The sequence below is a fragment of the Hymenobacter telluris genome (assembly GCF_017313265.1).
In the GTDB taxonomy this organism is placed as follows: Bacteria; Bacteroidota; Bacteroidia; order Cytophagales; family Hymenobacteraceae; genus Hymenobacter; species Hymenobacter telluris.
Genome location: NZ_JAFLQZ010000003.1, coordinates 470025 through 483464, shown reverse-complemented (window position 1 = coordinate 483464; position 13440 = coordinate 470025). Strand labels below are relative to the sequence as shown.

Sequence of the window (13440 nt, the reverse complement as noted above, 5' to 3'; positions counted from 1 at the left end):
CTTTTCTATGCAGTTCAATCCACTTAGCCGACAGCGGGAATTTCCACGTTCAGGAAGCGGATGCTGCCGTCTTCCAGTACGGCTTCCACCACGGCGTCCTTGCTCACGCGGCCGGAGAGAATGTCTTTCGACAGCTCATTCAGCACCAGGCGTTGCAGCACGCGCTTCAATGGCCGGGCACCAAACTGCGGATCGAAGCCCTGCTCGCCGAGGTAATCGAGCACCTCGTCGGTGGCTTCCAACCGGATGCCGGCTTCTTCTAGGCGCAACTGAATCTGCCGGAACTGGATGTCCACAATTTTGCGGATTTCCTTGCGCTTCAGCGGCTGGAACATCACAATCTCGTCGATGCGGTTCAGGAACTCGGGGCGCATGTGCTGCTTGAGGCGGTCCACCACTTCCTCGCGGGTGCGGTCCACTACCTCCTCGTGGTTGTACTCATTCAGCTCCTTGAAATTCTTCTGAATGATGTCGGCCCCGGTGTTGGAGGTCATGATGATGATGGTGTTCTTGAAGTTTGCCACCCGGCCTTTGTTGTCGGTGAGGCGGCCATCATCCAGCACTTGCAGCAAGATATTGAACACATCAGGGTGGGCCTTCTCGATTTCATCGAGCAGAATCACCGAGTACGGCTTGCGGCGCACGGCCTCGGTCAGCTGCCCGCCTTCGTCGTAACCCACGTAGCCGGGAGGTGCCCCGATGAGGCGCGACACGGCGTGGCGCTCCTGATACTCACTCATATCAATGCGCACCATGGCGTTGTCGTCGTTGAACAAGTACTCGGCCAGGGCCTTGGCCAGCTCGGTTTTACCCACGCCGGTAGTACCCAGGAAGATAAACGAACCAATGGGCCGCTTGGGGTCCTGGAGGCCAGCGCGGGAGCGGCGTACGGCATCGGAAATAGCCGCAATGGCTTCGCTCTGGCCCGCCACGCGGCGACCTAGCTCCGCTTCCAAGTTCAGCAACTTCTCGCGGTCCGACTGCAGCATCTTGCTTACCGGAATACCGGTCCACTTGGCTACTACCTCGGCAATATCCTCGGAGGTTACCACTTCCTGCAGCATCGAGTTGCCGTCCTTGCCTTTGTCGGCTTCGGCCTGGGCTTGTAACTCTTTCAGCTTGGTTTCGGCTTCCTGAATCTTGCCGTAGCGCAGCTCCGCCACGCGGCCATAGTCGCCCTGGCGTTCGGCCTGGTCGGCTTCCAGCTTGAAGCGCTCAATGTTCTCCTTCTCAGTCTGGATGCTGGTGAGGGCCGATTTCTCGTTTTCCCACTGCGCTTTCAGGGTGTCGCGCTTGGCGGTCAGCTCGGCCAGCTCCTTGTTGAGCACGGTTTCACGGTCCTTGTTTTCCTCGCGGCGGATGGCCTCGCGCTCAATTTCTAGTTGCATGATGCGGCGCTGCACTTCGTCCAGCTCTACGGGCATGGAGTTCAATTCAATGCGCAGCTTGGCGGCGGCTTCGTCCATCAGGTCGATGGCCTTGTCGGGCAGGAACCGGTCGGTGATGTAGCGCGAACTGAGCTCTACGGCGGCAATTACAGCGTCGTCGGTGATGCGTACGCCGTGGTGCAGCTCGTACTTCTCCTTGATGCCGCGCATGATGCTGATGGCATCCTCAATAGTCGGCTCATCCACCATCACGGCCTGGAAACGGCGCTCCAGGGCCTTGTCCTTCTCAATGTACTTCTGGTACTCCTTGAGGGTAGTGGCCCCGATGGAGTGCAACTCGCCGCGAGCCAGAGCCGGCTTGAGCAGGTTAGCCGCATCCATGGCGCCTTCACCACCGCCTCCGGCCCCAATCAGGGTGTGCATCTCGTCGATGAACAGAATGATCTGGCCTTCGGAATCGGTTACTTCCTTGATGACGGACTTGAGACGCTCCTCAAACTCGCCCTTGTACTTGGCACCCGCAATGAGCAGGCCCATATCCAGGGACATGATGATTTTGTCCTGGAGGTTCTCGGGCACGTCGCCGGCCACGATGCGCTGAGCCAGGCCCTCCACAATGGCGGTTTTACCCACGCCGGGCTCACCGAGCAAGACGGGGTTGTTCTTGGTGCGGCGGCTCAGAATCTGCAGTACGCGGCGGATTTCCTCGTCGCGGCCGATTACTGGGTCCATCTTGCCGGTGCGCACCTGCTCGTTGAGGTTGCGGGCGTAGCGGTTGAGGCTCTGGTACTGGTCTTCGGCGGTTTGCGAGGTCACCTTACGGCCTCCGCGCAGCTCCTTGATGGCCGCTTTCAGGTCTTTCTCGTTGAAGCCGGCGTCCTTCATCAGGGTAGCTACGGCGTCTTTACCGCCCAGCAGCCCCAGCAGCAGGTGCTCCACCGATACATATTCATCGTCGAACTCCTTCAGAAAGCCGGTGGCACGCTGCAGAGCGGCGGCGGCTTCGTTGGAGAGGTAGGGCGAGCCCCCACTTACTTTAGGGTAGCCCGCTACTAGTGCATCGAGGCGGGGCGTGAGGATGTTGAGGTTCACGCCCAGCTTCTTAGCTAGAAACGACAGTACATTCTCGTCGCTCTGGAAGAGGCCTTTCAGCAAGTGGCCGGTTTCAATGGCCTGCTGCTGGTTGCCCCCAGCAATTTCAGTGGCCTTCTGCACGGCCTCCTGTGCCTTGATGGTATAGTTATTAAAGTTCATGGCTTGCTAGAGTCTTGATAGGTGCTTCGGGTTAGTAAGTCTACGAGGGGACTAGCAAACAGGGTGCAGAAGTGGTTTTACTGACGTTTTGGCGGGTGTGCTTTAGGCGAAACCCGTGTAATCAGACAAAATATCAGATTTCGCAGTGTTGGTCTATATCAATAGGATGAATAGACAGTTTTAAGGATGCATGAACTTGTCAAGCGATTTCTCAGGATAGTAAGAAACCAGCATGGTATCTATAAAACAGAATTCCCAATTAATAGGATGTCTTGGGGGAATATAATCGTAATGTCTCTGCTTGAGAGGAGATAGACGTTTTGCTTTAATTCCGTACAGATTGTTCTTCGTATCTGAGTGTATTAAGTAAACGTGTATAGAGTCGTTAAATAGGTCATATGTATCGATAGTATCAATTCTCCATAATGGTAGTTCGTTGGATAGCAGGATGAAAGTGGTGTCTTTATGCTGGTTAATATAAATAACTACCGAGCTGTCATTTTTTGGATGGTATTGTTTGATGCATCTAGCATATGCAGTAATGATGTTGCGGGAAAGCTTTGACTTATATTCTATTGCATTAATGGGTAGCTCTTTTCTGGAATGACTACAGCCTGCTGTTGTGACTACCAATAGAATGATTAATAACCTCATCACGTCAATACTACTCAAGAATTAAGCCTGGAGTGGACGGTGTATCAGTCCAGTTTTCTAACTGAATACCAGTTAGCTCCGCAAAGTGGCGGGTGTTGCGGGTGACTAGGGTGAGGCCGTGGGCTAGGGCGGTGGAGCCAATTAGCATATCAAACTCCCCTTGTAGGCGGCCGATGCGTTTGAGGTGAGCTTTCTGCTGGGCGTAGACTTCGAGGCAGTTGGTGATGGAGAGGATGCGACCGGCGAAGGCTTGTTGCAGATGCTGAACAGATTGGCGGTCTGCTTGGTTGGGGCGCTGTTAGCGACGCCGTAAAGCATCTCGGCAATGGTTATCTCAGAAAGAAAGCAGTTGGCGTACCCCACTTGCCGCAGCTTGGCTACCAAGTCGAATTCGTTCTTGGTTAGGTAAACACAGATGTTGGTGTCGAGCAGGTACTGGCTCATAGCTCGATATCACGGGGCTGATCTTGGCGGGCCTCGCGGAGCTGGCGGTTCAGCTCGTCGCCGTTTTCGTCGGATTGCCAGGAACCGACTAGCTGTTGAAACAGGGCTTCCAGCTCGGCTTCTGATTTGGAAGCGGAGGTGGGCACAGAAGCCGGGTGCGTGAGGATACGGGCCGTGGTGTTGGGTGTATTTTGGAGCAGGCGGAGCACGTTGGCGGCTTGGTCGTCGGGAAATTCGAGTTCGAGGGCGAGTTTCATAACCGGAGCATTAGGAGAGGATGTAAAAAACGAAAAACGCGGCGAAGCGGCGAAATTTATTCTCTCCGCTTCGCCGCGTTTCGTGGGCTGTTCTTTCTACTTTGTTTGTAGCGCTATGACCGTTACCGAGTACGGGTCGAGCATTCGGGTGAAACGCGGCGCTACCCGTTTGATTTTAGATGTGGTTGGGACAATCTTTTTGGGCTCGGTAATGCTGTTCGTTTCCTCGGGCTTGGTGCCTTTCAGCACTACTAGCGTGGCATTTGAGGCCACTTTCGGAACGCCTTGCAGGTTGATGTCAACGGGTTGTTTGGTGCCCAGGGTGTTCACCATTTTCAGGTACACCGTACCCGTTTGCTGGTCCTTGGTGGCGGCGTAGAACAGGGAGGGTACGGGCTGCGGCGTTTTCCCCTCCGCACTGTCGCGCCGGGTGAGCGGGCGCTTGCGCATCGGGATGCTGGCGCCGGTTGTGGGTACGATGTGGCTGCCCAGATACTCACTGAACATCTTTTGCACGTAGTACGAGGGCGACCCGTAGCTGGTCAGCGCATCGTAGCCAATCAGGTCCGAATCCCACTGCCAGGCTTTGGGAGCAGTAGCGGTGGCCGTATTGACATTGACAAACAACGGCGCGTAGCATGACATGACCACCAGGTCGGCGTTGCGTTCCATGCCGATCATCCAGGCGGCATCGCCCAGGGCAGCGTTCAGATTGGTAGTGGGGGCGCCTTCCCGCGTGGCCCATTCGCCCACAAATATCTTCGGTCCGTTGCGGTCGTAGGCGTCGTACTGCGCGGCATTCTGCCACATATCCCAGGCATTGCGGTAGTAATGCTCATCCAGCAGCTCCGGCTTTTTCCCGCTGGTTACCTTTTGGGTCGGAAACTGCGCATCGGCGATGGTGGAAATGCAGTGCAGCTGGGGGTACTTGGCCTCAATGGCTTCCCGAAACTGGTTGAAGCGCCCGTCGTAGCTGTTGGACCGGTCGAACCAGTCTTCGTTGCCAATTTCCACGTACCGCAGCTTGAACGGCGCGGGGTGGCCGTCGGCGGCACGTTTGGCCCCCCAGTAGGTGCTAACGTCGCCTATTATGTACTCTATTTCGTTGAGGGCGTCCTCCACGTGCGGTTTCAGGAGCGGTCCGGCATCAATATGGTCCCCGTTCAGCGAGTAGCCGGCGTACACGCCCAGCAGTGGTTCGGCCTTTATCTCCTCACACCAAAGCAAAAATTCCAGCAGCCCCATGCCGTCCGAGGCGCGGTACCCCCAGGAGCCGCGGTGGCCCGGCCGGCTTTCCAGCGGCCCCAGGGTCGTTTTCCAGGGGAAGGCATCGGTGAGCAGGGGCCCTTCCAAGTAGTTGCCGCCCGGAAAGCGCAGAAACTTCGGCTTCATGTCCAGCATCATCTGCGTCAGATCGGGCCGGTTGCCGTTGGGGCGGTTGTTGTACGTGGGCGGAAACAGCGACACGAGGTTGAAGTAGTACAGGCCCGAGCGGTTGGTGGACAGAACGAACCGGGCGTCTTTGGTCGGTTTCACGTTCGCGCCGGTGGTCAGGGTCACCTGGTACTTCTTCCAGAAGGTACTTTTCTCCAGGTTCACGGTGCCCGAGGCATACACTGTTTTGCCGTCGTTGCTCTCGATGGTCACCTGTATCGGGCCTGCGGTATTGTCTTCGATAACCGGCTTGGCGGGTGGGGCCGGCTGCCCGGGGCGGGGGCGGGGCGGCGGAATACTGCCCGTTCCTTTTAGGTAGAAAGAGGCCTGGTAGGTGGTGGACGGCTTCACCGGAATGCCCCAGTACCCTTCGTTGGCGACGCCTACCCGGCCGTCGGCCTTTTCCACGGTCAGGCGTAGGCAGGTGGTCAGCGCCTCATTGATGGCGTGCCGGCGCTCGTCATACGGCACGTTGTCTTGGGTGGCCGCTACCAGTTGCATGGAGGCTTTGGAGCCGGCGTTGTCTTGCACTAGGCTCCACCCCTCGGCCGCGGTTGGGCTGTCCTTGAAGGTGCGGTTGCGGACAAGTTCGGCGTACAGCCCTCCGTCGTAGGAATGGTTGATTTCCTCAGTCATGAGGCCGTAGAGCATCGGGCTGACTTCGGCACCCGGCTTGGTCAGGTCCAGCGTGACGGTGGGCTTCTGGGCCTGCGCCGGCGAGAGCAGGGCAAGGCTGGTTAAAGCCAAGATGCCAACGCTTGCTTTCGCAAACGCGGTTTTGGTAGCAGTTTTTTTCATGCGGTGGGTAGAGTAGGAACAAAGAGCGTTGAAAAGATGCGCATATCTTATCGTAGTTGCCTTATTCGCTGTGTTTCTGCCCACTCATAGAAAGTGCTGGGTACGACTGTGCCTCGCCAGTTAGTTATATTTCAATTTTCGCCTCGTATAAGTAGCATTCCTCAGGCATACACAACGCCCTGAAACCACTTAGATATCAGGTCGTTGTGTATGCCTGAGGAATGCTACCGCGTAATTCTATACTTTATAGAATGGTCAGCGGCTGCATAATCGAGCCGCTGTTAGTGGTAGCTTCGCATTTCCTGCTGCTACCCCACCTGCCGGCCCAAACCCACGCCAGCCACACTCGCCCGCCGAAACAGCCATCCCGCGGCCACCCACAACCCAGCGAAGATGGTGTTGAGCACAATCACCCACAGCACTCCCATGGTCAACTCGGGCCGCCAGATGGACATTGCAATAAAAGGAACGGCGAACTGCGTAAGTGCCGCAGCAAACATGGCCTTCGCCATACCCAGCGGCTGGAGTTTCGCCAGAATGGCCCCGAGGAAGCCGACAACCAACACCCCGGCATACAGCAGGTTGGCAGGGTTGTCTTCGCTGCCAATGAATCCCACGGCCAGGTTGCCCCACACGAGCAGGAGGGAAGCCGCCACCGCCACGCCCGCAGCCAGCTTATAGGCGCCATTGCGGCCCCAGCTGGCGACCAGCAAATACACGAGGCCAGCAAGCAGTAGCACGATGCCAGCCATTACGAATTGTGATACGGTCATGGAAGTACAGAGTAAGATGCAGAAGTGAATTCAAGATGCTGCGCTTCTAAGCCAGCTGCTGATGTGCATTGGTGGCGCGGCGGAACAGCCAACCCGAAACAGCCCACAGGGTAGCGAAAACACCATTGGCAACCAGCACATTCACTAGGTATACCGAAGGCTCGGCGGCGGCCCCGGTAGGTTTCCAAACGAACAGAGCAATAACTGTAACGGCCACGTAGGTAAGAGCGGCGGCAAACATGGCGTTGGAAGTGCCTAGCGGCCGGAAACGCGCGGCAATGGCGCCGCCAAGAGCCACCAGTAGCACCGCTCCATATAGCAGGTTGGCGAGGTTATGCTCACTACCTACCAGGCCCACGGCCGCGTTGGCCCACACGAGTAGCAGCCCCGCTACCACCCCCACACCAGCCGCCAGCCGGTACGTGCCGTTGGTACCCATTCGGGCAATAAGCACGAACGTGGAGCCCGCCCCAAACAGCACAACAGCGGCAAATACAAAGTCGGAGAAAGTCCAGTTGACTTCGGTGGTGTACTGCATGGCAACCAACGGAATCAGCAAGAGCAGCCCGGTAGCTAAGGCAACCAGAAGAAGGCTTTTGGTGAGTGACATGGGAGGTATAAATTAAGGTTGAGTATGAGAAGTAGCACTGAAAAAGCGGCCCGGAAAAGCCTAGCCAACCGCAACGATACAAAGGATGTAAAAGAACTTTGAATTTCAAAGTGAAAGAATCGTTTTTTATGAATACAGCGTTGCTTTAAGTTGCAAGCCAGTTCTAAATCTGCTTCACCGCACTGAAACCAGCATGATAGTATTTCACTGGCTTTGTGTACCTTACTCTGCGGCGCCGGTTGCCGCACTCATTCCACTCTCTCCCCACCGAACCATGGATATTGCTACGCTTTTAGGTCCTTTGAAAGATGCCACCCGCCGCGAAGTAGGCGGCGTTCAGGTTGATGTAGTGCGCACCGGCAACTCGCGGGTGAAGCGGGTGGTTTATCCAGTGGGCTTTCGGTGGTCGAAGGACATGAAGCCGGTAATTGGCACCGAGCTGTGCCAGCACGCCCACGTGGGGTTTCTGGCGGCCGGTAAGCTGGGCATTCAGTACGCCGATGGCACGCAGGAAGAGTACACGGCGCCGCAGGTAGTAGCCATTGCGCCCGGCCACGATGGTTGGGTGATAGGCGAGGAGCCCGCCGTACTTATTGAGTTCGACTTTGAAGGCGAAACGGTAGAGCGCCTCGGGCTGAAACGTGCGTAGTGAGTGAGCAATAGCCAGTGAAACAGGCACATAGGTTGTTCAGGAGGTAGGCTCAACAACAACCTTACTGGGTAGAGCCAGTAACAAAAGCAGTACCTCTGTTTCTGTTACTGATAACTGCCATGACCACCCACCAAGACTCCAACGAGCTTAACCGCCCCACCGACCCTGCACAACTAGGAGCAGACCAAGGCCCCGGCCTTACCCCGCAAGAAGACCCGCAGGATATGTCGACCGTCGTGACTGATGCCAACGACAATGCAACCAACTCCGCCAGCCAGCCGCAAAGCCACAACGAGCATTCTGCATCAACACAGGCTTCTGATTTCAATCAGTTGCGGCGGCAGGGAGCGGAAGGCACCGCAGACAATTCGCGGGCGGTAGGCCAGGGCGAGGGAATGGGCCGGGCTGGATTTAATGGCGACGAAGACCGGGGCTATGATTCCAGCGGCCACCGTGGCGGCTTAGGAACCAGTGGCGGCCCCGAAGACCTAACCGACCGACAGTTCGACGAAAAGCAAAACCCATTTGCCGGTGGCTACGGTGGTGGCAACTACGCCCAGCCCGATGAGGCCGATAGTCAGCGCATGGGCATGAACCGCTCTGCGCCACCCGCTAATGCAGATGCGCAACAAAACGATATGGAGGAGAAGAGTTGACGCTAGCTCAGCAGTACGCTCACCGCTGCTCATGCGGAAAGGGTACAGAAGCCGCAACAGGGATGTGGCAATATAGCTGCGTGCTGTTGCGGCCTTTTTCTGTGGCACTACTGGCATACTTGCTTTGGCCCCGGCATCTATGCGCACAATACAGGGCCAGCACGTCCACTGAATCGTGCTGATGAGCCATATTGGGGATGGTCAGGTTGGTGGCCTAGCCTTCGGGGTGGCCTATTTTGCGCAGGTCGTTGCCGCGGAGCTTCGAGGTTGCCAGAGCTGGAAAGTGTGGGTGGAACGAGTTGCAGCGCGGTTTCCAGCCACTTGTTTATGGCCGAGTTATTAAGCTACCAGGCAGGCTTCCATGGCCAGCAGCGTTTCAACGGGCGCGCTCAGCTGGGGGCAATGGCCGGCAACGGGCAGCGTAATTAGGGTGGAGCCTGGAATGTGCGCCTCCATGTAGGCCCCCACTTCGGGAGGCGCAATCAGGTCGTTGGCGCTTTGTAGTACCACACAGGGCGTTTTGAGGTGCGCAATGTCCAAGCGGTTGTCGGAGAGAAACGTAACGCGCGCAAACTGCTGCGCAATGGCCGGAATGGTTTGGCAAAAGCTGTGGCTAAGCTCATCGGCCAACGATGGCTGGTCGGGGTTGCCCATGATGAGTGGGGCGAATGTATCAGCCCAGCCCACGTAGTCGGTCTGCATGAACTGAAGCATGGCGTTGATATCGTCCTTGTCGAAACCGCCGTAGTAGCCGGGCTCATTGAAGTAACAAGGCGAGGGACAAAGCAGCAGCAACTGCTGAAACCACTTAGGCTCCGCCACCGCCGCCAGCACCCCAATCATGGCTCCTACAGAATGCCCAATCAGGGTAACTTGCTGGAGGTCGAGTTGCTTGCAAATAGCCAGCACATCGTGGGCGTAACCGTGCAGAGTGGCGTATTTCAGCGGTTCATAGGCATTGGTATCAGACAAGCTACCGCCAACGTGGTCGAATAACACCAGCTTGAAATGCTCGAAAAACGCCGGAGTGATGTAGCGCCACATGGTTTGGTCGCAGCCGAAGCCGTTCACAAATAATAAGGTCCGGGGGCCGTGGCCGCCCATTTGGACGTTGTTGCGTTGTAGGATATTGGTAATCATACTAGGGCGGGTGGGATAGTCTCTTATACGGAATATATAGGCTTTTGCTTAGCGAATACAGTGGTTTACCAAAACAGGATACCGGGCTAAACTGAGAATAGCACCCGAAACAGACTAAAGTGTACGTAAAATAGAAATAAGCCAGAAAATAGAACTTTGCTTTGATAGGATTAGTCTCTAATTGGGATGCAGACCAAGGTTACTTCGTTACGAACCTGCTACCAGAACGGCGCGTTATAGATTTAGTAGTGCCATAAGGCGCTTCTTTCTCTCAATACCTTTCGTTATGTGCGGCCGCTATACCACCCTCGCCCCCAAGCCCGTGCTTGAAAAACGCTTCGACGCTTCTTTCAAGCCGGAAGCCACGCCCAACTACAATGCGGCACCATCGCAGCAGCTTCCCGTCATCCTGAACACCGAGCCCGGCCAAATTCAGTTGTTGCAGTGGGGCCTGATTCCGGGCTGGGTGAAAGACCTGAAAGCCGCTCCCAAACCCATCAACGCCCGCGCTGAAACCCTGCCCGAGAAGCCTTCGTTTCGGCAGTTGCTTCAGCGCCGCCGCTGCCTAGTACCCGCCGACAGCTTCTACGAGTGGCAGGCTACCGCCCAGGGCAAAGTGCCGCATCGTATTCTGCTGCGCAGCGAGCAGCCGTTTGCCTTTGCTGGCCTCTGGGACGAGTGGCTCGACAAATCCACTGGTGAGGTGCGCCCCACGTTCACCATCATCACCACCGAGCCCAACGAACTGATGGCCCCGATTCATAACCGGATGCCGGTGATGCTGCAAAACCGGGAAGCCGAACTGGCCTGGCTCGACGATTCCGTGAGCTTAGCCGATCACCAGGCATTACTGCTGCCGTACCCTGCCGAGCTAATGAAGGAGTACATCATTACCACTCGCGTGAACTCGCCGGCGCACAACGACGCCAGCGTGCTGGAAGCCGCTTAGCCCACTTTCGTCAACAACCAAAAAGCCCCACCTGAACACATTCAGGTGGGGCTTTTTGGTTGAGCGCGTAATCAGAATTACTCTGCTTTGCTGAGCTTGGGTTCCGAAGCGTCGGTGGCTTCGCCTTCATCATCGGAAGCAGCGGCACGGCTTACTACCACTACGGCAACGGCAGCAATGGCGGCAATACCCAGAATCATTTGCGTGGAAGTGAAACGCTGGGCTGCCTTCCGGATCAGGGTGCCGCCGTGCTTCAACAGGTCATCTACGTGGTCATAGTCGCCTTGGAACACCACGTGGTAGGCACTTTCCAGGGTGCGTGAAATGTCTTCGGGCAGAATTTTGTCGATTTGTTTCTCTAGTTGATTGTCCATCGTGACGTTGGAGTAGCAGGTGTACGGTTGGCTTGACAATGGCTAGGCCATCGGAGGGCGTGTACGCAGAAAGCAGGGCTGAGGCTGCCTGTTTGGCTGCTTTTTTCAATAGAATTTCAACAGAGAAGCACGTAGCTGAGCATTAGAAGTACCAGAGGCCAACGGTAGCTTTCCCAGCTAAAAGCGCCGTTGGCCTTTCTGACAATTGCGGTTGCCAGCGGCAGAAACACCAATTCGCAACCTTGGCTAACGCCGCTACGCCGCATAGCGGCGTTAGGGTTGTAGCCCTCTTGCCTTGCGTGGTATAGCGCCGCGTAGCGGTGCAAGAAGCGCCAGATGGTCTTGCACCGCTACGCGGCGCATAGTCTTTCAACTCTGGTATGCTACATGCCTGACGCCGTTACGCGGCTATCCTGCTCTTGCGTTGGCTACTCCACTACCACCAGCCGGGTACTGATGCGCTGACCTTCCTGCACCTGGCAGTGGTAGGAGCCAGCCGCCAGTCCCGCCGCATCCAGCGGAATCTGGCGCAAGCCCCGCGACATAGGTCGGTCGAGGAGGCGCACTACTTCGCGGCCCAGGTTGTCGTAGAGTAGCACTTGCACGTGGCCACCTTCCGAGGTGAATTCCACGGTGGCCCGGTCCCGGATGGGGTTGGGGTACACGCTGAAATTGGCCACATTGGTAGCAGCCGCCGAAGCCGTACCGTTCACCACCGATGGCCGGATGATGGGCATGTAAGGAAACGGGCTGTTGGTGGAAGGCAGCAAGGCATTCAGCGTAGTCTGCGGCACCCGGAACCAGTCTTTCAGCAAGCTGGCGTACACGGCCCGGAAGTCGAACTGCATAGCCACCTGGTCGTTGACGCCAGCATTGGCGGGCAGTACCGGGTTGGTGCCGTGCAGGATTGGGTTTACACTGGTACCAAACACAATGAGCGGCGCAGCGGCGCCGTGGTCGGTGCCCTTGCTGGCATTGGCCTTGATGCGGCGGCCAAACTCCGAGAAGGTCATGCCCACCACCCGGTCCTGCACGTTCAGGCGGCGCAAATCGTCTTGGAAGGCTTCCAGCGCCTGCGAGATTCTACCGAGCAGGGTGGCGTGCGTACCCGTGGTGGTGCTGCCCGTGGTGGGCACCTGGTTGGAGTGGGTATCGAAGCCGCCGAGGTTGCACACGTAAATGCGCGTCTGGAGGCCGCCCGCTACCAGCTGTGCCACAATCTTGAGCTGGTCAGCCAGTGAATTCTGGCCGCTGGCCGGATAGAGCGGCGAGAGGTTGGAGGCCCGGCCCGCCGCGGCCTGAATGGTGGTGGTGTACACCTGCGTCTGGGAAATCACCTGCCTAATAAAGGTCAGCTCGTGGCCGGCGGGCGTGTTGGGGGCTGCATCTACGCCACCGGAAAGCAATTGGTAGAACGAGCTGGTGCTGGCAATGGCCATGCCCATGTTCACGCTCGGGCCCTGCACGCAGTTGCTTACCACCGAGCCAATACTGATGGCCAGCGGGTCGGGGTTGGCGGCGCTGGGGTAGCCGGTGGGGTAGTTGGCGTATTCGCCGTTGAGGTAGCGCCCGGCCCAGCCCGAGGTGATGGTCACGTTGGAATCGGAGCCGGAAGTCCAGATGTCGGTGGCGCGGAAGTGCGAGTAATTGGCATTCGGGTAGCCTACGCTCTGCACCACCCCAATCTTGCCGTTGTCGAACAGGTTTTTCACGCCGGCCATAGCCGGATGGATGCCGGTGGTGGCGCTCAGCGGCAATACCTGCGCCTGCGGAATGGCAATATCGGCCCGCGCGTTCATCAGGGCCGAATACTGGTCGGTGGGGATAATCATGTTCAGCCCGTCGTTGCCACCGTTCAGCTGAATCAGCACCAGCACCCGGTCGGTTTGGGTGGCGCCCCCGGTGATGTCGAAAAGCTCAGGCGAAAACCCGTAGGCGCCAATAGGCAAACCGCCCAGCAGCGTGGGCAATACGGTAGCAGCAGCCGTGGTCTGGAGGAAATGTCTGCGTTTCATACTTTGTCTGGTAACTGAGTGAAAGAGTAACTGAGTAAAGAA

13 protein-coding genes are annotated in these 13440 nt (G+C 57.1%); 3 read left to right on the top strand and 10 right to left on the bottom strand.

The annotated features are described in order from the left end of the window. Positions 1–23: 23 nt before the first annotated feature. The 7 genes from clpB to J0X19_RS06920 form a co-directional block, all read right to left on the bottom strand. Positions 24–2642, bottom strand: coding sequence for an ATP-dependent chaperone ClpB (gene clpB / locus J0X19_RS06945; protein ID WP_206983048.1), 2619 nt, complete (start codon positions 2640–2642; stop codon positions 24–26). Positions 2643–3306: 664 nt separating this feature from the next. Then, the gene (locus J0X19_RS25225; protein WP_394369099.1) at positions 3307–3522 is read right to left on the bottom strand and encodes a PIN domain-containing protein; all 216 of its coding nucleotides are present in this window, start codon (positions 3520–3522) and stop codon (positions 3307–3309) included. Next, on the bottom strand, positions 3438–3740 hold the full coding sequence (locus J0X19_RS06940) for a PIN domain-containing protein (protein WP_242582180.1): 303 nt from the start codon (positions 3738–3740) through the stop codon (positions 3438–3440). The genes J0X19_RS25225 and J0X19_RS06940 overlap by 85 nt, the downstream gene beginning before the upstream one ends. Next, complete coding sequence (locus tag J0X19_RS06935) at positions 3737–3997, bottom strand: hypothetical protein (RefSeq protein ID WP_206983039.1); 261 nt, start codon at positions 3995–3997, stop codon at positions 3737–3739. The genes J0X19_RS06940 and J0X19_RS06935 overlap by 4 nt, the downstream gene beginning before the upstream one ends. A 96-nt stretch (positions 3998–4093) precedes the next feature. Then, positions 4094–6229 (bottom strand): alpha-L-arabinofuranosidase C-terminal domain-containing protein, encoded by a 2136-nt coding sequence (locus J0X19_RS06930; RefSeq protein WP_206983037.1) that lies wholly within the window; start codon positions 6227–6229, stop codon positions 4094–4096. A gap of 308 nt (positions 6230–6537) precedes the next feature. Beyond that, on the bottom strand, positions 6538–7002 hold the full coding sequence (locus J0X19_RS06925) for a hypothetical protein (RefSeq protein ID WP_206983035.1): 465 nt from the start codon (positions 7000–7002) through the stop codon (positions 6538–6540). A 46-nt stretch (positions 7003–7048) separates the two neighbouring features. Then, on the bottom strand, positions 7049–7612 hold the full coding sequence (locus J0X19_RS06920; protein ID WP_206983033.1) for a hypothetical protein: 564 nt from the start codon (positions 7610–7612) through the stop codon (positions 7049–7051). 274 nt (positions 7613–7886) lie between these two features. Between J0X19_RS06920 and J0X19_RS06915 the strand changes: the two genes are divergently transcribed. After that, complete coding sequence (locus J0X19_RS06915) at positions 7887–8261, top strand: cupin domain-containing protein (protein ID WP_206983031.1); 375 nt, start codon at positions 7887–7889, stop codon at positions 8259–8261. Positions 8262–8383: 122 nt separating this feature from the next. Next, the gene (locus tag J0X19_RS06910; RefSeq protein WP_206983029.1) at positions 8384–8920 is read left to right on the top strand and encodes a hypothetical protein; all 537 of its coding nucleotides are present in this window, start codon (positions 8384–8386) and stop codon (positions 8918–8920) included. Between the two features lie 339 nt (positions 8921–9259). Here J0X19_RS06910 and J0X19_RS06905 read toward each other — a convergent pair whose 3' ends face one another. After that, positions 9260–10060, bottom strand: a complete 801-nt coding sequence (locus J0X19_RS06905) for an alpha/beta fold hydrolase (RefSeq protein WP_206983027.1) — start codon at positions 10058–10060, stop codon at positions 9260–9262. Positions 10061–10346: 286 nt separating this feature from the next. Between J0X19_RS06905 and J0X19_RS06900 the strand changes: the two genes are divergently transcribed. Then, on the top strand, positions 10347–11009 hold the full coding sequence (locus tag J0X19_RS06900; RefSeq protein WP_206983025.1) for an SOS response-associated peptidase: 663 nt from the start codon (positions 10347–10349) through the stop codon (positions 11007–11009). 77 nt (positions 11010–11086) lie between these two features. Here J0X19_RS06900 and J0X19_RS06895 read toward each other — a convergent pair whose 3' ends face one another. Together J0X19_RS06895 and J0X19_RS06890 are read right to left on the bottom strand one after the other, a co-directional pair. After that, positions 11087–11422, bottom strand: coding sequence for a hypothetical protein (locus J0X19_RS06895; RefSeq protein ID WP_206983023.1), 336 nt, complete (start codon positions 11420–11422; stop codon positions 11087–11089). 389 nt (positions 11423–11811) lie between these two features. Beyond that, positions 11812–13398 (bottom strand): DUF1501 domain-containing protein, encoded by a 1587-nt coding sequence (locus J0X19_RS06890; protein WP_206983021.1) that lies wholly within the window; start codon positions 13396–13398, stop codon positions 11812–11814. Positions 13399–13440: the final 42 nt, after the last annotated feature.